The following is a 25,238-nucleotide window of genomic DNA, read 5'->3' on the forward strand; positions in this document are numbered from 1 at the left end:
TGTCACTGGTGAGATGTTCTGAGAAAAAAACAGGAGAGAGAAATGAGACGCTTTGTTTATCGAACCATCCTGTTTGAATATCAGAAAGACAGGTTGCTGGGCGACAGGTACATCAATGACGAGGAAGTGGAAAAGACCCTCAACGAGCAGGGAGCTCTGGGCTGGGAACTGGTGGGCGTGACCACCACTCAGGAAGGGCTGCTGGCCATCTGCAAGCGTCCTGACGGGTCGGAAGCGTGTGTGGATCGTCCCCCGGTCACTGTTTCAGAAAGTGGTTGCGACTCCATGGAGGAGGAAGAGGTTGTCTCTGCCAGAGCTCTCCAGGAGCGGGAACGGGCCCACATCATGGAGCTTGAGGCCCGGCGCCGTCAGGCCATGCAGCAGCAGGAAGAGGAGCAGGACCAGGATCTGGTCGGCAAGATACGGATCTTCTGACCGGTTACGGTTAGACGGAGTTGCTGGCTGACCAGGGTCCCCGTGGTATCCATAAGCTGAACAAAGGGTCACCACAGCGGGTGTCGCCCGCAACCTGATTAATCGTAGCGACTTGGTAATTTTCTTGTTTTTACGACAGGAGCCAAGAAGTAAGGTACTAAAAGTGAAATCGCGGCTGGCTTGTACAGATAGGAAAAAAAAGAATCCGGCAGGGGCGATCGATCAGGAATTGTTTGCCTGGATGAGGGAGATCCGTCGCAGTCTGCACCGGTACCCGGAGCTTGCCTACCAGGAAGAACGTACCGGTCGTCGTATCGTTGAGGAACTGGACCGGCTGGGGGTCAAATGGCGGGGTGGTTTCGCCTCCACCGGCATCGTGGCCGAGATCGGCCAGGGAGGCGACACTCCATGCGTCGCCCTGCGGGCCGACATGGACGCGCTGCCTATCACTGAAGAGACCGGGGTTTCCTTTGCCTCGACCCGTCCCGGGGTCATGCATGCCTGCGGCCACGACGGTCATGTGGCCATGCTGCTCGGGACTGCGGCCCTGCTGCGGGACCAGGAACTGCCAGGTCGCGTCCGGCTGCTTTTTCAGCCGGCCGAGGAGTCCGGTAACGGGGCGGCCAGGATGATCGACGATGGGGCTCTGGACGGGGTGGATATGATATTTGGCGGCCATATCGACACCCATTATCCCGTGGGGCGGTTTACTGTGGACCAGGGGTTGGTCTGTTCCTATACCGATCCCTTTGTCATCCGGATCCACGGTCAGGGCGGTCATGCTGCCCGTCCCCATGAGGCCATCGATTCGGTGGTGGTGGCCTCGAACCTGGTCATGAGTCTGCAGACCCTTATTTCCCGGCAGATCGATCCGGCCCAGGCGGCCGTGATCACGGTGGGCCGATTCGTGGCCGGAACCGTTCACAATGTTATTGCCGAACACGCCCTGCTCGAGGGGACGATTCGCAGTGCCCATCCCGGAACCAGGGAGCGCATTTTAAGCGGTATCCGACGGGTGATACAGGGTTTTGGCGAGATGTGCAACGCCAGTATCGAGCTTGAATTCTTTGGTCACCTGCCGGCGGTGATCAATGATGAAACCGCCACCGCCATCGCCCGCCATGCCGCCGATCGGGTGGTGGGGACGGACAATGTTATCAGCCAGGGCCACCCCAGTCTCGGCGGCGAGGATTTCGCCTTTTACCAGCAGCGCATTCCCGGCTGTCTTGTTCGGTTCGGGGGTGCATGCACCACCAGGGAGACCGGCCCTGCCCATTCCAGCCGGTTTGACTTTGATGAAGCCGTTCTGGGCCTTGGTGCGGCCTGGCTGGCCGAGGTTGCCCGGGCCGGGCTCCATTCCCTGGGGTCGTAGCCGGGGAGCAGGGAGGAACTGGTGGATTCGATACCCTTTGCACAGAGCAGGCTCGCCACCCTGGGCGTGGAGCTGGAGTTTCAGATCCTTGATCGGGAAACCCTGGCCCTGGTACCGGGAGCGCGACAGATCCTCGCCGCCGCGCCAGCGGAATTTGCCTCCCGGCTGGCACCGGAATTCATCCAGTCCATGCTTGAGGTCCTCACCGGGGTCTGCAGCGATGTGGACGAGGTGGCCGAGGATCTGCGCCACACCATCCATATGCTCGCCGACGTGGCCGGAGACCAGGGCATGGTACTCCACGCGGCCAGTCTCCATCCCTTTGCCGAACCCCTGGATCAGGTCCTGACTCCGGATCCGCGTTACGAACGGATCATGGACGAACTGCAGTTCGTTGGCCGCCAGTTCATCACCCAGGGGCTCCATGTCCACGTGGGCATGGATGATCGGGAGATGGCGGTGCGGGTCTGCGATGTTCTCCAGGGCTATCTGCCCGTGTTCCTGGCCCTCACCGGTTCGTCCCCCTGGTTCCGCGGTCTCGATACCGGTCTGGCCTCCTACCGGACCAAGTTGTTCGAGGCCTTGCCGCTGGCCGGTCTTTCCGGTTATTTCGGTTCCTGGCAGGCCTACGAAGACGAGTTGCACATGCTCATGGAGCAGGGGATCATCCACCAGGTGCGGGATCTCTGGTCGGATGTGCGGATCAATCCCTTTTTCGGGACAGTGGAGGTCCGGTCCTGTGACCTGCCTGCCCGCTTTGCGGAAATTGTCGGCATGGCCGGTCTCATTCAGGCCTTTGCCGTCGCCATTGTCGAGGGTGTGGTGGCCCCGGCCCGGATCAATCAGCGGATTCTTGGTTATAACAAGTGGCAGGCGGCCCGGTATGGCCTGGAGGGCCGGTTTCTCGATCCGCTGGGACTTTTTGATTACCGGGTCCTGACCCTGCACCAGGCTGCCGAACAACTTTTTTCCCTGCTTGGCCCCTGGATGGACCGGTTTGGCTCCAGGCAGTGGTGCCACCAGCTGGAAGGGATCCTTGAACGTGGTACCAGTGCCCGGCAGCAGCGGGAGCTGATGCAACAGGAAAACAGCTTTGCAAAAATGATACAGAGCATGCGGGCTCAATTCTGGGAATAATGACTGATAAAGAAATTCGATACACCAGGTCCGTGGTCGCCACCGGGCACGAACTGGTGAGCCAGGCGGCGGCCGATATCCTCGGTGCCGGCGGCAATGCTTTTGACGCCGCCGTGGCTGCCGGTTTTGCCGGTGCGGTTGCCGAACAGACCCTGACCAGTCTGGGCGGCGGTGGATTTCTCCTGGCCCGGACCAGCGGCAAGGATGGGCCGGTGGAGGAAATCGTCTTTGATTTTTTTGTCGATACGCCGGGCAGGGGGCTGGCCGAGATGCCCCGGCCGCATTTTTTTCCGGTTACGGTACAGTTCGGCGGTTCGGATCAGGAATTCAACATCGGCCTTGGTTCGGTGGCCGTGCCCGGGACACTCAAGGGCCTTCTCCATGTCCATGAGCGGCTTGGCCGACTGCCCCTTGCAGATATCCTGTCTCCGGCCATTGACCTGGCCCGGGGGCACCGGCTCAACGATTTTCAGGCCGGTTTTCTCCGGTTGCTCCACCCCATCGTCACCCTGACCCCGGAAGGTCGGGCGCTTTATGAGCCTGGGGACCAGTTTCTCCGGCCGGGCGATGTTCTGCAGAATCCAGCCCTGGCGGCTTTTCTCCAGGACCTGGTCAAAGACCGGGGTGCGAGTTTTTATCGCGGGGACATAGCCCGGGTCATGGCCAGGGACATGCGTGAGGGTGGCGGCCTGCTGACCCTGGAAGACCTGGCCGGCTACCAGGTGGTGGAACGAAAACCCCTGCGTGCCCGATACAGGGACCATACCCTGCTCACCGTGGGGCCGCCGTCCCTTGGCGGCAGCCTTATTGCCCTGTCCCTGGCGATCCAGGAACAGCTGGAACCGGTGGATACCTGGGGCTCGGCCGAGTACCTGCTCCGGACCACCGGGCTGATGCAGACCGTGGAGCAGCTCCGGGAACAGGGCGTGACCTCGCCGGAGGCCCTGGAAAAATTGCGGACCGACGGGGCTCTTGAACAGGCTGCCGAAAAGGTCCGGCTTTTCAGCCGCGGTACCACCCATCTCTCCATTGCCGACCGGGAGGGTAATATCGCCTCCATGACCTGTTCCAATGGCGAGGGATCCGGCTACTTCGCTCCGGGCACCGGCATCATGCTCAACAACATGATGGGTGAGGATGATCTTCATCCGCAGGGTTTTCATTCCAGCCCTCCGGGGATCCGGGTGAGTTCGATGATGTCGCCTTCCGCCCTGCTGCGTGACGGAGAGGTGGAGCTGGTACTTGGCAGCGGCGGTTCCAAGAGGATCCGCACCGCCATCACCCAGGTCCTGGTCCAGGTCATCGATTATGGCCGCGATATTGAGACAGCGGTCCAGGCGCCCCGGCTGCACTGGGACGGCAGCGTGGTCCAGGTGGAGCCGGGATTTGCCGACCAGGATCTGCAGGTGCTGGAGCAGCGGGTGGCCATCAATGTGTGGCAGGAAAAAAACGTCTACTTCGGCGGGGTGCACACGGTGGTGCCTGGCAGCCATGGTGTGGGTGATCCCCGGCGGGGCGGGGCCGTACGGGTGGTGGAAGAATGAGCTGGTATATCCTCAAACGGTTGCTCCTGATGATCCCGACCATCTTCGGGGTCATGCTGATCACCTTTGTCATCACCCAGTTCGTCCCGGGTGGGCCGGTGGAGCGGATGATGGCCCAGATCGAGGGCCGTACCGGTGGCGGTGAGGCCACCTCCGGCAGTACCGGGCTCTACCAGGGCAATAAGGGGCTTGATCAGCAGCGTATCGAACAGCTGCGCAAACTCTATGGCTTTGACAAACCGCCCCTGGTCCGGTTTCTTTCCATGATGCGCGACTACCTGACCTTTGATTTCGGCGAATCCTATTACCACCACATGAAGGTGGTGGACCTGGTCATCTCCAAGCTGCCGGTTTCCATGTCGCTGGGGTTGTGGTCTTTTCTGATTGTCTATTCGGTCTGCATACCGCTGGGCATCGCCAAGGCGGTCCGGGACGGATCCCGGTTTGACGTCATTACCTCCACCATCATCCTGGTCGGATACGCGATTCCGGGTTTTGTGCTCGGTATCGTTTTGATTGTCCTCTTCGGCGGTGGCAGTTTTTTCAATATCTTTCCCCTGCGCGGCCTGGTCTCGGACAACTGGAGTGAGCTGAGCCTGATCGGCAAGATACTTGACTACCTCTGGCACATGGTCCTGCCGATCATTTCATCCACTGTGGGCAGTCTGGCGGTGATGACACTTCTGACCAAGAACTCCTTTCTGGAGGAGATCCGCAAGCAGTACGTGATGACCGCCCGGGCCAAGGGGCTCAATGAACGTCAGGTCCTCTACAAGCACGTGTTCCGCAACGCCATCATTCCTATCATCACCGGGTTTCCGGGCTCGTTCATCACCGCCTTCTTCACAGGCAGCCTGCTCATCGAGACCATCTTCTCCCTGGACGGCATGGGGCTGCTGGCCTATGAATCGGTGATGAACCGCGATTACCCGGTGGTCCTCGGCACCCTGTACTTTTTCACCATTATCGGCCTGGTGTCCCGGCTGCTGTCCGACCTGAGCTATGTGATGGTGGATCCGCGGATCAGCTTTGAGCGGGTTCGGTAGGAAATGAAAACAGGAAAAAGAAAAAACAGCCTGGCCGCCCGGCGCTGGCGCAACTTTAAAAACAATAAACGGGGCTATTACAGCCTGATCCTGTTCTCCATTCTTTTTTTTCTGAGCCTGTTTGCCGAGGTGCTCAGCAACGACAAGCCGTTCCTGGTCTACTACAACGGCCACTATTATTTTCCGCTTTTCCGGGAGTACCCGGAGACCACCTTTGGTGGTGATTTCGAAACCGAGACCGACTACCGCGATCCCTATATCCTCGAAAAGCTGCAGACGAACGGCAACAGGGTCTGGTTTCCCCCCAATCCCCACTCCTATAATTCCATCAACCTGGATCTGGACGTGCCGGTGCCTTCACCCCCGACCAGGGAGAACCTGCTCGGAACCGATGACCGGGGCCGTGATGTCCTGGCCCGGCTTATCTACGGCTTTCGTCTTTCGGTACTGTTCGGCTTTGCCCTGACAGCGGTGGGAACCCTGCTCGGCATTGTGGCCGGGGCGGTGCAGGGCTATTTCGGGGGCAAGGTGGATCTGTTCTTTCAGCGTTTTATCGAGATATGGAGTGCCATGCCCGAGCTCTACCTGCTCATTATCTTTGCCTCCATCTTCAAACCATCCATCCTGCTCTTGCTGATCCTGCTTTCCATGTTCGGCTGGATGGGGCTGTCCGACTATGTCCGGGCCGAGTTCCTGCGCGGCCGGAATATGGAATACGTCAAGGCGGCCAAGGCGCTGGGTGTCTCCCATTTCACCATCATGTACCGCCACCTGCTGCCAAACGGCATGACCCCGGTAATCACCTTCCTGCCCTTTCGCATGTCCGGGGCGATCCTGGCCCTGACCAGCCTGGATTTTCTCGGCCTGGGCGTGCCGCCCTCCACGCCAAGCCTCGGCGAACTGCTGGCCCAGGGTAAGGCCAATATCGATGCCTGGTGGCTCTCCCTCTCCACCTTTGTCGTCCTGGTGGGAACCCTGGTACTGCTGATTTTCATCGGCGAGGCGTTGCGCGAGGCCTTTGATCCCAGAAAACAGTGAAGTCTGCTCAACAGGCTCTGTTTTGGAGCGTCACAGTTGCTCAACAGGATGTTTAGAGATCTTTTTCCGGGGAATGATGGCCTGAATATCAGGACGTTCAAGGCCCACCATGCCCACCATGTCCACCCCCGCCGCCACCGCCGCTGGTCGCGGGATTCACCGCGATGGAGAGAGTGGACCGGGCGGTCCTGCCGATGCCATCGGTCACCCGGACCTCAAAGGCATAGGTGCCCGCACTGGTGGGCGTGCCCGATATAACGCCATCGGAGGACAGGCTGAGGCCGGGCGGCAGGGTGCCACCGGTCTGGTCCCAGACATAGTTGCCGCCACCGGTGGCCGCGAGTTGGGCCGTGGGATAGACTTCGCCGACCGTGCCGTAATGGAGGAAGGTGGTGGAAATCCACAGCTGGCCGCAGGCCGAGTTGACCAGGCTGACGATGTCAAGATAGCGAACCTCGTCATCATACTCCAGGCTGCCCTGGGGACAGCCTGTGGTCACGGTGCCAGCCTGGAGAACCTGGTAGGGTGAACTGGTTCCGGTCTGGTTGCAGAGGTTTTTGCCCTTGCTGAGAAGTATGAAGGCAATGTTGTTTTTCAGGGTGCCCCGGTCATTGACCTGGAGATAGGTGCCCGGCGTCGTGCACACATTGGCCCCGGCAGGGGCGTAGGTGGCGTAGTACAGATCCTGGGTATAGGCATCGGTGGTCTTGACCCCGAGTGTCGTCAGGGAGGTGGGCAGGGCCTTGTAACGGTCCACATAGGCGAGAATGGACTCGTAGGCCTGGTCAACGCTGTTCCTCGTTTCAGAGAGTTTCTGCCTCTCCACGGCAATTTTCATGATCCCGCCGCCCATTCCGGCCAGCAGGCCGATGATGACCAGGACAATGGCCATCTCCACCAGGCTGAATCCCCTGCTGTCACCGGTCCACTCGGCCGGTAGTCCTTTGGCTGCTGATTTTTTTTTCAGAGGAGATGCCAGATGATCATGTGTTGGCCGGGGGAAGGAAACCATGGTTATTTCTCCACTTGTCCGCTGACGAGCGTCCGGGCGGCTTCAAAATTATACTCCAGGTCCGCATCGCCGGGATGTCTTTCAAGGGCCTGCTGGAGAATGGCGAGGGCCTCCCGGTTCTTGCCAAGCATCATCAGGGAGGCAGCCAGATTGTTCGCCACCAGGGGATCGCCGGATTTCTCCCACACCTTGCGGTACAGTCTGGCCGCCTCGGCAAAGTCTCCCCGGTTCCTGCACTCCTCCGCCGTCTGGACCAGCTGCTTGTGGCGGCGATCCATCAACATACCTGATACAGCCAGGCTGGTGTCCGGGGGTGGGGCGATTTCCCTGGCGTTTTTGACCGTTTTTTCCGTAACAGGCCGGGGGGGCGGATTTTCTGCTGTCCTGGCGAGTTGCTCCTGACTGGTGGCAGCTGGCCCTGGCTCACGGATCTTTGTTCCCTCATCCGTTCGTGCAGCGTCGTGGGGTCCAGGCGCCGGCAATGATTCCGGCCTGGCCTGACTGTCCGGTGATGGCGCAGCGGCCATTCGGGCCGGACCAGCCGGCTTGCTGTCGTCCTGGGCGGTAATCCCCGGAAGGGCCGGGTTTGTCCGGGCTTTGGATGCCCGGGTGGCAGAGGTTGACTGACCGCCTGCCGGACTGGCGACAGAGGTGGCCATGGTTTTCGTGCTACTGGTCAGGAACCGGGGCAGGAAGACCACGGTCGCTGCCCCGCTGAGGATAAAGAAGAGCAGGATCGCGATGATCTTTTTTCTGCTTCCCGTCCTTTCCGGAGTGGAACTGCGGGCAGGGGGCGGCGCCTGCTCCGGAAGGGAGCCGCTCTCTTTCTGCCGCTGTTCGAGATGTTTGAGCGTCGTGAAGAGTTTGCTCATCTACAGTACCTGCAACCTCAGGATGATGACCAGTTCCACCCGCTGGCGGCGGTCGGCACTGTATTTGAACATGGAGCCGATAAGCGGGATATCCTGAAAACCAGGCAGGCCGGAGTCGTCGTCCTGTTTCTTGTCCTGGATAAGGCCGCCCAGAATGACCAGTTCACCGGATCTGGCCCGGACCACGGTGGAGGCCTCCCGCAGGTTCACCACCGGAAAGGCGTAGCGGTTGCCGCCCTGGTATTCTTTCTCGGCCAGGGAGATGATCTCGCTCTTGATGGGCACCAGGTGCAGGCTGACATTGCCCGACTCTTCGATTTCCGGGGTCACCCCCAGGAGCACGCCGTCAAACAGGGAGCCGATTTCCACGGTCGGTGACTGGGTGGTGCCCACGTCGGTGCCGGTGGTCTCGAGCTCGAAACTTCGCAGGTAGGAGACCGACTGGCCTACGCTGATCATGGCCGACTGGCCGTTGAGCACCTTGAGACGTGGATTGGACAGGGTGTTCACCGAGCCATATTCCTCCAGGGCATGGAGGATGGTGCTGACATTGTAATACTGATCCGATAACTGCAGGCCGTACCAGACCGAATTTTCATTGAGCGCTTCGCTGATCACATTCAGGGTGGTACCGGTGGTCCGCAGGGCGTTCTGGCTTATGGTTGCCTCGAATTTTTTCCAGTCAATGCCCAGCTCATGGGAGCTATTGAGGTTCACCTCGAGAATCTTGGCCTCGATCAGCACCTGGCGGCGGTATTTTTCCTTTATGGTCTCCATATAGGAGTTGATTTCCTGGACGATATGGGGCCGGGCGATGACCATGAGGGTGCCGGTAGCCCGGTTGAGGGAGTAGGTGCCACCGCTTCCTACATGCTCGGCGACAAAAGACTGGATTTCCCCGTAGATATCCCGACTTTCGCCGGCCTGTCCGCCCGAGAGCTCGAAGTTGCCCTTGAGCGGGGTCAGCATATCGGTATCGCTGCTCCCGGAAGAACCCCCTCCCAGAACGTCCCCACCGACATTGAACCGGGACTCCTGCACCGAGGAGAGAAAGTCGAGATCAAGGATCAGCCTCTGGAGCCCACGGACATATATGGTGCCGTTTTCTTCCGTCCAGGTCACGTCCAGGGCGCGGCACACATGGTCCAGCACGGTTCGGACCGGTCGTTCGCTGAAATCGGCGGTCAGGGCCCGGCCGCTGCCCAGGATCTGTTCGGCCTCGTCGTCGATGACCAGGTTGAAACCGGCCGCCCGGGCCAGGACCTGGAGAACGGCCCGGTAATCCTCCTGGTAAAAGGAAATCGAGACCTTCTGCAGATCAAGGGGGGAGAGATTTTTGAACCTGGGTTTGGGAGGTTCCTTGTCGGCCGGCGGGGTCGGAGGCCGGCTTACCTGGGTCTCGGGTGGAACCAGGGTGCTTTCGCCCCACTGCGGCATCTTATCCCTGGCCGGCGAGGTGGTGTGCGCACATCCACTGAGGAACAGGGAGGCCATCAACAGCCAGGTGAGGAGCGTCTTGTTACTGTACATCGGTGGTCATCCCCGGGGTATTGAGGTACAGGACAGCGGGCTGCTGGTCGGCATCGAAGATGATTTCCACATGGGTATCGTCAATCCTCGTTACCTGGAATCCGTCGCCCGGCTGGCCTTCTGAAAAAAGTTGTCCATTTATTCTGCATATTTTTTTTGCTCCGGCCACGGCAATGAGGGTCAGCTTCAGGGGTGGCAACTCTTTTTCCTCGCTGACCTCGGTGGCGGAATTGTTCTCGTAGGCAAAGGGGCTGACGCGAACAGTCTGGTTCGACGGGTCGGTCTTCCCGGTCCCCGGGCGGTTCCGTACACCGGGGACGGGTGGTTGGCTGAAATGCCACTGGGGCATGGAGATCACCGGATACCTGGTCGAATCTCCGGTGGCCGTGGTCATCATGACCAGAAAAACGCCCAGGGCCAGGCTCCACAGCGGCATGAGAACCAGGGTCCAGTCTTTCATGGCTCCTCACCTCCGCATACCGAGAGGAGATATCCTCTGATGAGGAACCGGACCGGCCCGGTGGTGGCACCGGCTCTGTCTTGCTGCGCCATCTGCATGGTCTCCATGACAAACATGCCATCCCTGCCATACTGGTTTTGGATATCCTGGTGGAGAAACCTGAGGTGATGGAGGAGGTCAAAAAATCCCAGCTCCTCCAGGTGGATTTCTATCTGTTCCCAGACAAGGGGGGTGCGGATGTCCCGGCAGGCCATGATCTTTTCCCGCAGCGAGATATAGCTCTCCACACTGCTTTTGATACGGTCATATTTCGTTTTTTCATATCGCAGGGTCTGGATGGCCCGGTTCAGTTCAAGTTTCTCTGTCCTGGTCTGCATGAAGAACCAGAGACTGAAGCAGAACAGGCAGACAACCGCTGTCTGAAACACGATCTGCCAGGCAGAGGGACGGGGTATACGGTTCATCGACGATCCTCCCCGTCCGGTTTTGTCAGGACAAGATCACATTCAAGTAATCCTGCCCCGGCTTCCTGGCCATAGTTCCACTCTACATTTTCCAGGGTGTACTTTTTCGCCAGTCCGGATATGGCCTCCTCAAAACTGCTCCTGGCCTCCAGCAGGTCACCTCGGGTGGTGAACACGATGTGAAGCCGGCCGGTGCCACCAAGAAGACCGTTCACCCGCATGGCCCTGTTTCCGCTGTCCGTTCCCTGACCGGGACTTTGCTGGCCGGGCGCAGGTGGGTAGCCGGGTCCGGGGGATGAGGTGCCCGGTGGCATTGTCCCTGCTGCGCCTGCACGGTAGGTAAAGGAGACTATCTTTACAGAATCGGGAATGGTTGCGGCAATGGTGGCCAGAATATTCTCGAGACGGGGCTGAACCCTGATTCTGGCCTGCAGGGAGGCCACCTGTTCCACCAGCTGTCTTTCTTCGTCCGATGGGAGCATAATACCAAGTTCCCGCTGCCTGGCAGAGGTCTCCTGGAATAACCGCTGATACTGTTGCCGCATTTCTCCGAGCCCGGCGCGACCAGTGTACCCCATGGCGCCCAGGCCGGCAGCTGCCAGGAGCAGGCCTGCCGTCACCCAGCCAGTGGCCTGTTGGAGGGCATAGGAGGCCCTCCAGGATCGGGGCAGGCAATCATAGTCCGGGTCGGCAAACCAGGTTCCGTACAGCTCCGGGTACCGGTATACATCTTCCAGAGACTCGGCCTCAAGGATCAGGTTCCAGTCCGGTTGCCACGAGTCCTCGCCACCGATCCTGTCCGGGCAGGTTTCATGACCCTGGCCAAGGCAGATGAACTTGTCGACCTCGAGGGAGAAGAGCCGGCGGATATTCTGTCGGACCGTCTCGAAGGTCTGGGCCAGCATCGCTTCTTCAAAAAGACCTGATATGTCCGGCGGAACCATCTGGGAGTACAGGGGCTGGCTGTCCCTGACCAGGAGAACCTGGAGTCCTTCCTCGGAGAAGATCGCGGCCAGGACCGGTTCGATGGTGAACTGTCCGAGGAGACCGGCTATGGCAACCGGTGCCGGGACGATGCGTCGGATCCTGAGACCATGGTCGGCCAGCTCGGGATCGAGCAGCGGGTTCAGGTCTGTGGAAGGGATGGAGACGACCGACAGCTTCTGGCTATCTCCCCGCCGGTCAAGCTTTTTTATTTTCTGGATAAAATGAATATCTTCGCCGTACAGTCCCTCCTGGCGGATCCGTTCATTGATCTGCAGGGTGAGAAGCTCTTTTTTCAGCTTGGGAAATTCGGCCAGAAGCAGGTGGGTTCTGGGCGTGGCGAGGCTGCAGTAGAGATCGGCGCCACTGTTTCCTGTCGGCTCCCAGTCGGCTACGGCGCCGGAAAAGACCGGTTTTCTGCCCGATCTTCTGACTTCAGCCATGGACCAGCGCATCCTCACGGGATCGAAACAGGCGAGGAATTTTTTCTTGTTGGAGCCCAGTGCCATATATCTCGCTTTGATCACGACGCTGTTTTCCTAAACAGCGTCTATTGGTCCTGGTGTCTGGCCGGTCCACGGGCCGACCACGGATTTTCTTATCTATCGCTTCTCTGTCCGGGTCACCAGCTCACCCTTGATCCAGCCAGTGGTCTGATGGCCGGCCGGATCAAAGACACGGATGGCAAACCAACCGTCTTTTTCACCGACGAGCTCGAATTCCTGGCCACGTACACCGGTGGTTATCCGGGGATGGCTTGTGCCCGGGGCCTGACGGATCAGGGCCTTGTCCACCGTGATCCGCACTCTTTCTATCGGTGCAGTGGCCGGTACGGTCGCTGTTTTCTGCTGTGGCACCATCTCTGTGGATGCTTTCTGGACGCCCTGGGACAGGGCTGAAATCACATCCTGGACCATGATACCAGAAAAATTGGAAAATTTATAGAGTCCGAGGATAAGAAGTATGAGGGCGGCGATGGTAAAGAGAGCCGGACCAGGGAGTGGCAGCCTGACCCTTGTGCGGTCCCTGGTGAAATCGGGCAGGGTCTTGTCCGCCCGGGTGATGTGCCTGCCTGTTATGGTGTGCGATCCTTCGGAGGCTGCGATGAGCAGGGCCCGGTCCATGATCCTGTTGATAAGCCGGGGGATGCCCGAGGTCCTGGCGTGGATTCGCCCCAGGGCGGATCGGCCAAGGGTGATATCGGTCCGGCCGGCCCGGCTGAGCCTGAACGTTATATACTGGCCGGTTTCTTTCCGGGTCAGGGGACGAAGTTCTTCTGTGATGGAGATTCGCTGGGAGAGTTGAAACAGCCTTGGAGAACCAAGCAGTTCCTTGAGTTCAGGCTGTCCGGCCAGCAGGATCTGCACGAGTTTCCTGGAGCTGGTTTCGATGTTTGAAAGCAGCCTGAGCTGTTCCAGGGTCTCCAGGGGCAGGTTCTGGGCTTCATCGATTATTATCAGGAGTTCACAACCCTGCTCTGCCAGCAGAAGCAGGGCCTTTTCAAATTCTTTGACCAGGACACCCAGGTCCTGCTTACCATCGGCCACCACCACCTCGAGTTCGTCGAGCACCATCCTGAGCAGGCTCTGTGGGTCAAGGGCCGGGGTGACGATAATCGCTGTCTTTTTACCGGGAGGCAGGTTCTGGATCAGGATGCGTAGCAGGAGGGATTTGCCGGTTCCGGCTGTCCCCATCAGGACCATGAACCCGTCCCCACGCCGGATGCCATATTCCAGTACTTCCTTGGCGGCCAGGTGCGGTCGGGTGTGAAAGAAAAAATCCGGATCGGGCGACAGCCTGAACGGCGGTTCGTCAAAACCGAAAAAGTCGAGATAATCCAGGGAGTGATGAGATGCCATCATGTTGGATACGAAAGAGAGTGCAGCTCCCGGGGCTGCTTTGTCAGGCCCGGGTACGCAGTACCGCTCCGAGAGATGACGGTGCTCTGTTTCTTGAATACAGGGTTCATTTGATCTGGGTCATCAGGTCGTATATGGGGCCAAGCAGGCCAACTGCTATGACCATGAAGATGAGGCCGGAAAAGGTGATGAGCAGCGGCTCCAGGGTCTTGGCCATGGTATCAACCAGCTTGTTGACCCTGGCAAGATAGAAATCAGCCAGGATTTTCAGCTGGCTCGGCATGGTGCCTGTCTGTTCTCCCACACTGATCATGCGGATGATGAAGGGCTCGAACATGTGGACCTGGGTGAAGGATTCAGCCAGTCCCCGACCCTCCATGACACTGGTCTCGATCTGCTTCACCCCTTTTTGGAGGACCTGGTGATTGATGGATTCTTCCATGATCTGCAGGCTGCGAACGATGTGGATGCCTGCCTCGGAGAGCAGGGAGAGGTATTCGAACAGAAAGGCAAGCTGGGAGGCTTTGAGGATCCTGCCCACCAGGGGCATGCTGGACCAGCAGAGATCCCAGGCATACTTGATCCTGGTATTTTTGCGGGCCAGGAAACCTGCCAGGCTGACAAACAGGACAATACCGGGAACAAGGGGCCACCAGGTCCTGCAGATGTCGACGCTGACGATCAGTACCCGGGTGGCCAGCGGCAGGTCGGTCATGCCCATGCTTTTAAAAAGGGTCAGTAGCTGGGGCAGGACATAGAGCATCCAGAAGGCCAGGGCCGCGGTCATGGCCACGGCGATGAAAGCAGGGTAGGTAACGGCCCGCCTGGTGTTGGAGATTATCTCTTCGGTCCGTTCCAGGTGACGGGCCGCGTCGTTGAGGGTGCGGTCAAGGGTGCCGGTTTCCTCGCCGATGGTCACCAGAACCACCAGGATCTTGCCAAAGACACGCGGCTGGGCCTTCATTGCTTCTGAAAGCAACTCGCCGCCCTCGATCTTGTGGCTTATCTCTTTCAGGGCCGCTTTCAGGGCTGGATCGCCGGGATTCAAGTAAAGGTCCTGAATGGCCTGGCGCAGCGGTACTCCTCCCTGGACCAGCAGGCTCAGGTTACGGAAGAACTCGGCCAGGACCAGTCGCCTGACTTTCCGCTGCCCGATGGAAAGATTGAGCTGCAGTTTTTTCCGGTAGTCAAGGAGAGTGAGGCCTTGGCCCCTGAGATCGGTATACAGGGCGGCGACAGACGGGTACTCCCCCTCGTCCCGTATTTTCTGACCGGAGGTATCGGCGGCTTCATAGATAAAGAACGGCATTATCCAATCACCCTCCTGAGTTCCTCTATGCTCGTCTCGCCCTGGACGACTTTCCTGATCGCTGCTTCCCTGATGTCATAAAAGCCTTCTTTTCTGGCCTGTTCCTCGATGGCGCCAAGCGGAGCTTCCTGGGAGATGAGCTTGAGCAATTCCCTGGACAGACCAAGAATCTCGCCCACCACCACCCGACCCAGGTAACCGGTGTTCTGGCATTCGGGACAGCTTCCCGCCTTGAAATACCTGCCGTCGGGGGCAGGCCGAGGGCTTCGAGCTCTTCCGGCTCCGGGGTGTATTCGATCCGGCATTTCCAGCACAGGCGGCGGACCAGCCGCTGGGAGATAATACCGATAAGCGAGGTCGAGAGCAGGTAGGGGGAGACCCCCAGGTCGATGAGCCGGGCCAGTGCGCCGATGGCGGTGTTGGTGTGGAGGGTTGAGAGGACCAGGTGACCGGTGAGCGCGGCTCGGGTGGCCAGCAGGGCGGTTTCCTCGTCCCGGATCTCGCCCACAAGGATGACGTCCGGATCCTGGCGCAGAAAGGTTCTGATGGCGGAAGAAAAGGTATATCCGGCCCGTTCATTGACCTGGGTCTGGCGGATCATGAGAAATTCATACTCGATGGGATCTTCGACGGTCATGATGTTCTTGCCGATGGCATCCTGTTCCCGCAGGGCAGAGTAGAGGGTCGTGGTCTTGCCGCTGCCGGTGGGTCCGGTGACCAGCACCATGCCGTAAGGCTTGGCAAAGAGCTGCCTGACCGTGCGCAGCTGGTCCTTTTCAAAACCGAGCTCAGCGATGGACAGGGTGGAGCCGCCCCGGGATGGCAGCAGGCGCAGGACCATGTTCTCGCCAAAATTGGACCGGATGGACGAAACCCGCACATCAAAGGTGTCACCGAGAAATTCGAAGCTCATCCGTCCGTCCTGGGGTTTGCGCTGTTCCGAGATGTCCATCCCCGAGCGGACCTTGATGTTGGTGACCAGCCGGTTGTGGATGGTGGAGGGGAAGACATGGGCCGGCCGCAGCACCCCGTCGATTCGGAACATGACCCGGGTGGAGAGATCGCTTGGCGAAAAATGGATATCTGTGGTCCTGTGGCTGACCGCCGAAGTCAGGATAAGGTCGACAAGCTGGGTGATGTCGACGCTGGCGCCCGGTGTTGCCCGCAGCCGCTCAGTGATGGCGGTAATGGCCTCATCGGCCGGATGTTCGAGCAGGTGGTAGAACCACTCGATGAGCTTTTCGAGCTGATTTTTGGCCCCCACGTGGAGCCTGGGGGCGAGACCGGTCAGCCGATAGACGGTCTCGGCTATGGTCTGATCAAAGGGATCAGCGACGGCCACGTGGATTTCGTTGTTCTCGAGCCAGAGAGGGAGAATCTTTTTCTGTCGGGCCGCCTGGACCGGCAATTTCTGCAGGGTTGTTTTTTCCGGGGTAAAGGCCCGTAGATCAATATAACTGTAACCGCTCTGCCGGGCCAGGGCCCGGGCCAGTTCCGTGTCTGTGACCAGGCCCAGGCGGGTCAGGCTTTCGCCGAGACGCTCTCCGGTTGCCTTCTGCTCGTGTAGGGCATAGCGGATCTGTTCCTCGGTTACAAGGCCATGCTCCTTGAGGAGCTGGCCTAAGGGAAGCTGGGTTGGCGGCATGGATGCGTGGCAGCGAAGAGGGGCCTGGGAGCCATTTCCCGTTCCCGAAGGTTTTTTTCTTTTTCGGGAACGGGAAATATCCGGAGCCAACAGGACTAAAATTTGATGTAGGTGTTGCCTATGTTGTTGCTCGCCGGGACATAGTCCTCATTGGCAACGACACTGCCGGTGTTGTAGACACCGTCATCGAGCTTGAGGTCGATCTCCAGGGCCACGTCCCAGGGCAGGTTGTCCAGCCGGAACCAGTGATTGGTGGTTCCACCAGAAGGGGTAACCCAGTAGAAAAGCAGGCTATCGCCATAGGCGTGCCGGGGAAGGTCCGTGGTGCCGTCGTAATTACCGGAGATGATACCGGCGAGCTGCAGGTCGCGGAAGAGGTTGTACATCTCGCCGGCGTATTCCACCTGGCCATCGCCGTCGCCAACGGTATCGTCGTCCCCGTTGGGAATGTTGCTCAGTGTCTCATCGCCGGGGTACTGGCCGTAGCGGTCATAAAATGTCAGGATAGCGGCTCGAAAGCTGTCGATCTGGTCGATGACGTTTTTGACCTTTGCCTGCTGGATCAGGGACTGTCCTTTCATCACCGCGCCAAGCAGCAGACCGATGATGACCAGCACAATGGCCATCTCAACCAGAGTAAAACCTTTGTTGTCAAGTTTTCGTTGCATCGTCGTATCTCCTCAGTTTGTGTTTTTAATGAACAGTCCATGTGGTCCTGCAATAATCTTTACCGGAGGTCCAGGTGGTCCCGGGCTCTGGTATATACACTGGTCTGCCTCTTCGTGGCAAGGCCAGAGACGGCAGGTGTCCAGGATTTATTTCTCCCTGAGTTCCCTGCGCAGGGCGTCGATTTCCTCTTTCATAATCCGGCGCAGCCCGGCCAGTTCCTCTCGCAGTTCGCCGACAACATCCTGCAGAACCTCGGGGTGCCTGGTGACACTCTCCGCGGTTTCTAGGACAGTGGTTGAGGTCATCAGTCTCACCAGGCTCTTCTGCCAGTCGGTGAACCGGTTGACCGCTTCCAGGAGAAAATCGGGCGTATCGTGCTGCTTCCTGGCACCCTGGAGAAGAAAAAGGCAGACGTCGGAGGTTTCTCCGGGGACCAGTCGGTCGTCTTCAGGCAGCATGGTCAGCAGGGACGAGAGAAGTTGCAGCAGAACCACATTGTTGCTTCCTGCCTGTTTCTCCTGTAACCTGCTTATCCGGGCGAGAAACTCGCCACGCTGAGGCTCAGCCATGGACTCCGGAAGGCTGGACAGCCACTCCTCAAGTTGCACCAGCTCATCGTCGCTGTCGGCAGAGGATTCAATTACCGGTAGTTTCCGGGCCAGCGGTTCCAACACCTCGTCCTGGTTCAACGGTTCACTGCTGCCGAAAAAGGCATCCTGTCTTTTTCCCAGATCTTCTGCAGTGGTGGTCTCGTCCTGATCTTCGGCAAGGGCTGGCAGCTCTTCCCCGTCATGCTCCGTGGAGGCCAGCGCCGGTTCCACGGGTTCCAGCTCTTCTGCCGGACCAACCGGGGCACCACTTGTGGCCCCGGTCGCCTCCGCCTGGGCGGGCGACTGTTCTTCGGCAAAAAAGAGATCCAGGTTCTTCTCCAGTTCCGTGTCTAGTGGTTCGTCCGTATCTTCCAGATCGAAGATATCCTCCCCTTCAGTTCCGGCAAGTGCTGGTTCAGGTTCTGAGCTCTCCTCTTCTTCTACAGTACCAGGGAATTCAGAGTCATGCTGAGCTTTGGATGATGTCTCGGTTTTGTCATGAACCTTTTCGCCGGCAACCATTTTTTCTCCCGGTACAGGGGCTGATACCTCCTCTTCCTCTGTGAAAAAGAAATCGAGTTTTTCCTCTATCTCCCTGGCAACGATTTCTTCGTCGCTGGCGATAACCTCGCCCTCGCCAGGCTTTTCTTCTACCACATCGGCCAGGGCCGGGGCCAGTTCGTTTTCCAACTCATCGTCAAACAGATCCCCCATGTCTGTACCGGTCTTCTGCCTGTCGCCTTCCAGGACGAGATCGTCGCCGTCTTCTCCAAAGAGGAGGTCGAGTTTTTTCTCAATGTCTGACTGGATATCCCGTTCATCATCCCCGGTGGTCGCTTCGGGTTCGGAAGACAGTGGAGCGGCAGCCAGAGCCGGCTCCACCGCGGGTTCTTCCTTCAGGCTGGCCGGTTCCTCGTCGCTGAAAAACAAATCAAACTGTTCTTCAATGCTTTCAGACAACTCCGAGTCCACGGGCAGGGGATGCTCTTCCCGCAAGGAGATGTCGGAATCGGCCAGGGCCGAGGTGAGCTCGGAGGATATTTTCAGCTCTTCTTCGATGAAGTCATCGGCCAGCCTGTCCTCCAGCGGTTGGATGGCCTCGGCATCCAGTTCGTCCTCGGGATACGGGGCAGGTTCCAAAGTGGGGCTGGCTGTGGACACCGGTTCTTCGCCACCAATCGGTCCGCCTGCCGTCTGATCCAGGTCGCCCGGTCCCGCCGCTTCCGAGGCTTTGGCGGTCGGAAGCGGCGCTCCGGCCACCATGGCTTTCAGAGTGTTGAGGCGACCGACCCGGTCTATGAGGATTTTCTCCTGCTCTACCTCGTCCAGGTCCGGGTGTTCAACCAGCCTGGTCAGTCCTTCGTGGAAGTTGTCCAGGAGCGAAAAGGCCTCTGGTCTGGCCCTGGCCCGTTTCTCGCCGATGTACCGGCCCAGGGCATGCAGTCCCTGGAGCAGGATTGTCGCCGGCTTGTTCTCCTGGTATTCGCCCAGGCATCTCTGGACCTGGGTTTCAAATCGTTCGAGATTTTCGTCGGTGACCTCCCAGTCCAGCCCGAGGATCGCGGCCTTAAGTCCATGGAGGGGCGGCGCCACTGGAACATCGGCGACAACTTCGTCATCGCTGCCTCCGGGAGGTGTGAGAACCTCCTCGATTACGTCTTCCCGGGAAACGGGCATCTTTGCCTGCTCCTGGGCCTGGGTGATCTGATACTGGAGAATTTTGAATTTCCGGACATCGGTCTTCAGCAGCGTGGTAATTTCATCGCCGGTGATGCTTTCCGACGAGATGATCTTTTCAAAGTCATAGTAAAAGGTCAAAAGCAGTTTGATGGCATTAGGATGGGCATAGGCCCCCTCCTCCCGGAGATAACGGCCCAGCTTGTCCAGTCCCTGGAGATACACCCGGGCAATCTTGTCACCCTGCCAGAGCTGTTGCAGGCTGGCGGTTTCATCGGAAAGCTCCTGGAGAATCTCGTCGTTGATTTCCCAGTCCAGCGAAAGGATGATCGATTTGAGACGGGTCAACGGGGAGTCGTCAATACCCGTGAACTCAAAGAGGTCAACTTCGTCGGTGTCGAACTCTTCATCGGCGAACAGGGTGAGATCTTCGACTTCATCCAGCGAATGGGTGGGGGTTTCTGAGCTTTTCATGTGCTGGTTAATCTCAAGGTACAGGTTACACAGGCCGTTGAAAAACTACTGCGCTTGATGATACTGCGTCAAAATTCGGCTCCAAAGGCTCATGTGCTCGATGTACACTGCGCTTTTCGCCTCATTTTTTCTTGTCTCATCTTCGCTCACTACGTTTTTCAACAGCCTGTTACAGGTGCAACTGCCAGGACTGCCGGAGTGTCATAATGGCTGCAGAGGTTGGGGTTCCGGCGGGATCAGGAAGATACCGTGAACCTTGCCCTGTGGTCCGGTGAAGCGAATTGCTCTTATACATGCAGGACACCAGATTTCCTAAAGCAGCTTCCTCTGGATGGACACAACCGTGGAAGATATTATCTTTTTTAGTGTTTCAGGTACGTTATATCCTGTCAGGGCGCTGGCCTCAAAGGAGGGGACCCTGAGTTTGCTGTTGAGATCCTTCTCCAGGACACTGATGGGGAGAATGGGGACACCCTGGTTGCGCAGGTCGACCTTGTTGTACTGCATGACAAGGGGAATTTTGAAAATGGACTCCTTGTAGGCCAGCAGGTTCTCGTGCAACTGGTTGAGGGACCTGATGTTTTTCTGCCGCATCTGTTCCTGGGCATCGGCAACAAAGACGATGCCGTCCACCCCTTTCAGGACAAGTTTTCTGGTGGCATTGTATTTGACCTGCCCGGGCACGGTATACAGCTGTATTTTCAGATCATAACCCTTGATCTGGCCCATGTTGAAGGGCAGGAAGTCGAAAAACAGGGTGCGGTCGCCGTGGGTTTTGAGGCTGACCATCTCGGACTGGATCTGCTTTCTGAATCTTCGGTTAATGTACTCGAGATTGGTGGTTTTTCCTCCCCGACCGGGCCCGTAATAAACGATCTTTACCTGAACAATTTTGTCTTTGAGGTTGATGAAGCTCAAGATGCTCTCCTGTTCTTCGAAGCCTGCTCTGGGGCTGAAAAGAGGATAAGGCTTCGGACGCAGCCTGGTTACTCGTTACGAGGCCAGAGTTTTTTGATCTGGTCGATGGCCTCAACCACGTTGAGACGTAGAAAGCCCAGGGAAATGTCTTTGCCGAACATGGAAATCAGCAGGAGCTCATCGTCGATTTTGGAGAAATGGATGTTGCTGTCATTTCCCTTGTGGAACAGGAGGGAGAATTCTTCTTCGCCAACCAGCTTGGCCATTGCATCCACAGTGGCAAAGTTTCCCGCTGCCAGGGCGGCAAAGGAATAGACATCATATTTTGATCTGCCATTGTCCCTGGCCGTGATGATGTTGCCGGCCATATCAATGATAATGACACAGTCTACACCGATCTTGATCAGTTTTTCAGTCAGTATCTCGTCGATTTGTTCCAGTTGCTCCTGACTGACTACCCCATAATTCATAGTGTTACCTCTCAAACAGTTCGATCCAAGCCCCACAGCGGGAAAAGTACGTAAGCAATCTTGTTTGTGATCCAGTATACGTCAGAAAGATTTTTATATGAAATTGTTTTTGCACGGAATCCTTATTTTTGCGGGTCTTTCTCTGCCTTGTATTTTTCATTGACCAGATAGACAAAGGCCAGGATATCGGCGATGCTGCGATAGAGTTCCTCGGGGATCTCCTCGCCCACCGGCACCTTGGCCAGCAGCTCGACGAGGTCCGGATCTTCCTGGATGAACACGCCTGCATCCCGGGCCGTCTGGAGGATCTTCTGCGCCACAAGGCCCGATCCGCTGGCAACGACCTGGGGCGCTGCTGATTTTTCCTGGTCGTACAGCAGGGCCACGGCCTTTTCCGATATTTTCCCTGTGGGTTTATCCATGGTGTCCTATGTCCTTATATCCTTGTGTCCAGTATTCCCGAGCCCCGGGGCGCGAGTCTCTCGAGGATGTTTCTAAGCGGCTCGTCTGCCCCGGTCAGGAACTGGACAGAGTGCAGCCTGGCAGGGGCGATGCAGCGGTGCAGCTCATCCCTGAAGCCGGAGAAGAACGCGGCCTGCTCAGGACCTTCGGTACGAAAGCAAAGGGTCAGCTCATCTTCCTGCTGGCGAATTTCTATGTTCAGGTTTCCCAGTCCCTGAAGCTTGAGATACAGGGAGAAGATTCTAGGGGCATCGGTGTTTTTTTCCTGCTTGTTCCGATGGTTCCGGTCCTTTTCAAGAAGCAGGTAACCCTGTTCGAGAAAGGGAAGGGGCAGGGGGATGAAGAACAGTCCCTCGGAAGAAAGTTTTGCCTGCAGCAGGCCAAAAAGGTCCAGGGTCTTGAGCAGTTGGCTGGTCTGGCCGGGTAGTTTTCCCCCTTCCTGCAGCTGTTGCAGCTCATGCAGGGCGCCCTTGAGGGTCCCGGCGGCCTCTTTACCCTGTCCCCGGGCCAACAGTTGTTCGAAATTCAGTCCCAGGCGGTTGAGGAACTCTCTGAGCGCCGGTGCCTCGAGTTCGACAGGGGGACGATCCCGGGAAAGCTGGTGCACCAGGCCGGCCAGCAGCTCGGTGAGCTGTTTTTTTTCCAGCCCATGGCCGGGCAGCAATTCCTGGTCCAGCATGGTATGCAGGGTTCCCGCAAGTTGCTCCGGTACCAGGGTGGAGCGGGAACCTGGAGTTTCTCGCGAGGCAAATTGGCCAAGAAAGTTTTGCAGGATCTGTCGTACAGCCTGGGTGGACTGCAGGGTCGGTTGGCCCCGGTCGGCGGAGGACTGAAAAAGGAGCTGGCTGAGTTTTTCTTCCAGGTGCGCGGTTTCAGCCTGGGAGAGGATGAGTAAAGGTTTGGGAGTCAGACGGTCGAGCAGTTGGGAAATCTGGCCAAGGGCCTCTCTGGTTGCTTTGGAAAGGGCCGGGTTCTCGCTGAATTGGCGTGCCAGGTCCGCGAGGGGAGCCAGAGTCCTGGCCTGCCTGTCAAAGAGGTGGAGATTCTGGCCTATCCTGCGGCTGAGTGGATCATGTATGATCTGCAGTTCCACCTGGGGGGTTGTGGAGACAACCTGGAGGTCAAGGCGGCTGCCAATGGTCAGGGGAGCTCTGGCCTCGGCGGTTACCTGTCTGCTGCCGATGTCGAGGATGAACTGGCCGTCACCGGTCTTGCCGCTGACTGTTGCCTGAAGCATCTGGCCCTGGGTGAAGGGGGTACGCTGATCCTGCCTGTTCCCCTGGAATCCCGTCAGTCTCTGTACTCGGAGTACCGGTGGCAGGGGAGTGGTCGGCTTCATGGAGGATCATTATTATTCGACGCGTATTTTTTCCCGGAGCTGGCGGCGCTGTTCCTGAAGACAGCAGGAGATGATCTGGTCCCTGGTCTTTTGCTCGATATCCGTGAAATGGAAGGCGGCCTGATACTTTTTTTTGCGCATTCTATAGGTCCGCACCACCTCGGCTATGCAGACCACCGGTTCGGACTGGGTCGGCAATTCTATTTCAAGGCGGATGTTCCGTCGGTTTTCCGGTTTGCCGGGAAAGAGGGCGAGTACGCCTCCCCCGCTGAGATCGATGGTCTCTCCGGTCATGGTCCAGGGTTTGCTGCGGGTTTCCCTTGGGCCGGGCTGGTAAGAGGCGACAATCTTGGAACGCAGGGAGACACGGAAGTATTCCCTGAGCAACTCGGGCCTGATGGGTTCCTGCCCGGTGAGATGGAGGATGCGGTCGTCTTCCAGGGCGTCGATCTTGGCGATCAGGGTGACAGGATCGTTGGACTGGTTGATCGACAGTCGGCAGGTGGAATCTGTGTCGATATCTTCCAGGGGCAGGGTGTTGGGCGGAAAAACAAGTTGGAATTCCGGGGATTCTTTCCGCTTGAAGACACAGGTCAACCGCTTCCGTTTTCCCCCGTTCAGGGGCAGATCAATGATCACGGTGGAGCTGTCTCTTATTTCGTCTATTATTTCAGATATCTCTGGCACGGTTGCGGTTCCGGGAAAAAATCCTGTTTTTTCGACTCAGTGTGCATGTATACATCTAACGCCTTTATACCATAAAAAAAATCTTTTACAACGCAGGATGTTGCAAATATTGCCGAATTTCAGGTCGGGAAATACCTGACAGGATGCTTTTTACTCGCTGTCGCGCACCCGGACTTTGAGACGCAGGTTCCGGCGCTGGATGCCGAAACAGGTGGCCACTATCTTGTCCTGGTCTTCGGTGGACAGCTCGTCAAAATGAAAGGCAATGTGGTAGGTATCGTCGTTGACCTTGGTGGTCCGGACGATGTGGGCAAGGGCGTGAACTATTTCCGGCTTGGCCTGGGGCAGCACGAGCTCTATCCGGACAGGGCCCTTGTCTTCGATGGGTTTGTTGAAGACGGCCAGCAGTCCGTTGCCACTGACATCGATGGTCTCGCCGGTTATACGCCAGGCCGAGTCGTCGTCGGCCAGCTCCTCGGGAATAATCGAGGCGGCGGCGACCGGAGTGGTGACATCGACTCGGAAATACTCTCGGGTCTGGTCCGGGACGACCACCTCCCGGCCGATGAGCCGCATGGTGCGTTTGTCCTTTATTTCCAGGATGTCTGCCAGGAGCAGGTAGGTCTGGCCCTCGACATTGACGTTGATGGCGCATTTCCTGTTCTTGTCAATGCGTTCCACCGGCAGGGTATCCAGGGGAAAGACGATGGTGAACCGCTCTTCCTCTTCGGGATGATAGACCCCGGTCAACCGCAGTTTTTCACCGCTGTCAACGACGGGCAGAGCCACCCGAACCGTGGTATCCGGAGCGAGTTTTTCAATGAGTTGCGGCAGGGTAAGCATGGTTGTCTGTCCTGGGATATCCGAAAGCCACTGAAGGCTACTAATAAGACTATCGGTGAGTATTCACAATTTCTTCAGTAATCTTGCCATATCTAAGGGGGGAAAAAAAGTTTTTTCTGATTACCATCAATCTTCAGCATTGAAACCGGTGTCGAGCTCCCGTGTTTCACGGGATGCCATAAACCCGTCCCTGGGGACTTGACTGTGGCCATCCAGGCCACAGACACCCGTGAAACGGGTGAGGTCGACACCTTCAGGTATCGGTGGCTGAATTTCAGTGGTAATCACAAAGTTTTTTCTCTTTTGCGGGATAAATGGGCTGTGCCGGGCAAACCACGGTTTGCTGATCTGCCCGAGTATGCCCGCCGATATCTGAGGAAGTTATGAGTGGGAGCATATTGT

Annotated in this window: 23 protein-coding genes and 1 pseudogene; 6 read left to right on the forward strand and 18 right to left on the reverse strand. The window is 57.9% G+C overall.

Going from position 1 to position 25,238, the window contains the following annotated elements; genetic code table 11:
• Positions 1–42: 42 nt before the first annotated feature.
• The 6 genes from GF1_RS04200 (at position 43) to GF1_RS04225 (ending at position 6,572) form a co-directional block, all read left to right on the forward strand.
• Positions 43–435, forward strand: coding sequence for a DUF4177 domain-containing protein (locus GF1_RS04200; RefSeq protein WP_267928373.1), 393 nt, complete (start codon positions 43–45; stop codon positions 433–435).
• Positions 436–598: 163 nt separating this feature from the next.
• Positions 599–1,807 (forward strand): M20 metallopeptidase family protein, encoded by a 1,209-nt coding sequence (locus GF1_RS04205; RefSeq protein ID WP_267928374.1) that lies wholly within the window; start codon positions 599–601, stop codon positions 1,805–1,807.
• A 21-nt stretch (positions 1,808–1,828) separates the two neighbouring features.
• On the forward strand, positions 1,829–2,944 hold the full coding sequence (locus tag GF1_RS04210) for a carboxylate-amine ligase (protein WP_267928375.1): 1,116 nt from the start codon (positions 1,829–1,831) through the stop codon (positions 2,942–2,944).
• Entirely contained in the window at positions 2,944–4,488 is a 1,545-nt protein-coding gene (locus tag GF1_RS04215) for a gamma-glutamyltransferase family protein (protein WP_267928376.1), read from the forward strand. Before GF1_RS04210 ends, GF1_RS04215 begins: the two co-directional genes overlap by 1 nt.
• The gene (locus tag GF1_RS04220) at positions 4,485–5,534 is read left to right on the forward strand and encodes a microcin C ABC transporter permease YejB (RefSeq protein ID WP_267928377.1); all 1,050 of its coding nucleotides are present in this window, start codon (positions 4,485–4,487) and stop codon (positions 5,532–5,534) included. Before GF1_RS04215 ends, GF1_RS04220 begins: the two co-directional genes overlap by 4 nt.
• Before the next feature lie 3 nt (positions 5,535–5,537).
• A complete protein-coding gene (locus GF1_RS04225) occupies positions 5,538–6,572 on the forward strand; it encodes an ABC transporter permease (protein WP_267928378.1) in 1,035 nt (344 codons plus the stop codon).
• Between the two features lie 97 nt (positions 6,573–6,669).
• Here the strand turns inward: GF1_RS04225 and GF1_RS04230 are convergent, their stop codons facing one another.
• The 18 genes and pseudogenes from GF1_RS04230 to GF1_RS04310 all read right to left on the reverse strand — a co-directional run bounded on the left by GF1_RS04230 (position 6,670) and on the right by GF1_RS04310 (position 24,836).
• A complete protein-coding gene (locus GF1_RS04230; RefSeq protein ID WP_267928379.1) occupies positions 6,670–7,584 on the reverse strand; it encodes a putative Ig domain-containing protein in 915 nt (304 codons plus the stop codon).
• Positions 7,585–7,586: 2 nt separating this feature from the next.
• Complete coding sequence (locus GF1_RS04235) at positions 7,587–8,456, reverse strand: tetratricopeptide repeat protein (RefSeq protein ID WP_267928380.1); 870 nt, start codon at positions 8,454–8,456, stop codon at positions 7,587–7,589.
• Positions 8,457–9,986, reverse strand: a complete 1,530-nt coding sequence (mshL, locus tag GF1_RS04240; protein WP_267928381.1) for a pilus (MSHA type) biogenesis protein MshL — start codon at positions 9,984–9,986, stop codon at positions 8,457–8,459.
• Positions 9,976–10,446: a hypothetical protein gene (locus GF1_RS04245; protein WP_267928382.1), complete on the reverse strand. Its 471-nt coding sequence runs from the start codon at positions 10,444–10,446 to the stop codon at positions 9,976–9,978. Before GF1_RS04245 ends, mshL begins: the two co-directional genes overlap by 11 nt.
• The gene (locus tag GF1_RS04250; RefSeq protein WP_267928383.1) at positions 10,443–10,910 is read right to left on the reverse strand and encodes a hypothetical protein; all 468 of its coding nucleotides are present in this window, start codon (positions 10,908–10,910) and stop codon (positions 10,443–10,445) included. Before GF1_RS04250 ends, GF1_RS04245 begins: the two co-directional genes overlap by 4 nt.
• Positions 10,907–12,421 carry a hypothetical protein gene (locus tag GF1_RS04255; protein WP_267928384.1) on the reverse strand — a complete coding sequence of 505 codons (1,515 nt, stop codon included), beginning with the start codon at positions 12,419–12,421 and terminating at the stop codon, positions 10,907–10,909. The genes GF1_RS04250 and GF1_RS04255 overlap by 4 nt, the downstream gene beginning before the upstream one ends.
• Positions 12,422–12,496: 75 nt before the next feature.
• On the reverse strand, positions 12,497–13,756 hold the full coding sequence (locus GF1_RS04260; protein ID WP_267928385.1) for an AAA family ATPase: 1,260 nt from the start codon (positions 13,754–13,756) through the stop codon (positions 12,497–12,499).
• 103 nt (positions 13,757–13,859) lie between these two features.
• Positions 13,860–15,062: a type II secretion system F family protein gene (locus GF1_RS04265; RefSeq protein WP_267928386.1), complete on the reverse strand. Its 1,203-nt coding sequence runs from the start codon at positions 15,060–15,062 to the stop codon at positions 13,860–13,862.
• Positions 15,062–15,367, reverse strand: coding sequence for an ATPase, T2SS/T4P/T4SS family (locus GF1_RS16555; RefSeq protein WP_435051707.1), 306 nt, complete (start codon positions 15,365–15,367; stop codon positions 15,062–15,064). The genes GF1_RS04265 and GF1_RS16555 overlap by 1 nt, the downstream gene beginning before the upstream one ends.
• Positions 15,368–15,411: 44 nt before the next feature.
• A pseudogene (locus tag GF1_RS04270) lies at positions 15,412–16,707 on the reverse strand (GspE/PulE family protein); the annotation flags it as partial.
• A 95-nt stretch (positions 16,708–16,802) separates the two neighbouring features.
• Complete coding sequence (locus GF1_RS04275; RefSeq protein ID WP_267928388.1) at positions 16,803–17,375, reverse strand: type II secretion system protein; 573 nt, start codon at positions 17,373–17,375, stop codon at positions 16,803–16,805.
• 147 nt (positions 17,376–17,522) lie between these two features.
• Positions 17,523–20,117, reverse strand: a complete 2,595-nt coding sequence (locus GF1_RS04280; RefSeq protein WP_267928389.1) for a hypothetical protein — start codon at positions 20,115–20,117, stop codon at positions 17,523–17,525.
• Between the two features lie 312 nt (positions 20,118–20,429).
• The gene (locus tag GF1_RS04285) at positions 20,430–21,035 is read right to left on the reverse strand and encodes a GTP-binding protein (RefSeq protein WP_267928390.1); all 606 of its coding nucleotides are present in this window, start codon (positions 21,033–21,035) and stop codon (positions 20,430–20,432) included.
• Between the two features lie 68 nt (positions 21,036–21,103).
• Positions 21,104–21,505, reverse strand: a complete 402-nt coding sequence (locus GF1_RS04290; protein WP_267928391.1) for a roadblock/LC7 domain-containing protein — start codon at positions 21,503–21,505, stop codon at positions 21,104–21,106.
• A gap of 122 nt (positions 21,506–21,627) precedes the next feature.
• Entirely contained in the window at positions 21,628–21,927 is a 300-nt protein-coding gene (locus GF1_RS04295; protein ID WP_267928392.1) for an EscU/YscU/HrcU family type III secretion system export apparatus switch protein, read from the reverse strand.
• Between the two features lie 14 nt (positions 21,928–21,941).
• A complete protein-coding gene (locus GF1_RS04300) occupies positions 21,942–23,306 on the reverse strand; it encodes a hypothetical protein (RefSeq protein WP_267928393.1) in 1,365 nt (454 codons plus the stop codon).
• 12 nt (positions 23,307–23,318) lie between these two features.
• A complete protein-coding gene (locus tag GF1_RS04305; RefSeq protein WP_267928394.1) occupies positions 23,319–23,993 on the reverse strand; it encodes a PilZ domain-containing protein in 675 nt (224 codons plus the stop codon).
• Positions 23,994–24,143: 150 nt separating this feature from the next.
• A complete protein-coding gene (locus GF1_RS04310) occupies positions 24,144–24,836 on the reverse strand; it encodes a PilZ domain-containing protein (protein ID WP_267928395.1) in 693 nt (230 codons plus the stop codon).
• Positions 24,837–25,238 lie beyond the last annotated feature (402 nt).

Source organism: Desulfolithobacter dissulfuricans (genome assembly GCF_025998535.1).
In the GTDB taxonomy this organism is placed as follows: Bacteria; Desulfobacterota; Desulfobulbia; order Desulfobulbales; family Desulfobulbaceae; genus Desulfolithobacter; species Desulfolithobacter dissulfuricans.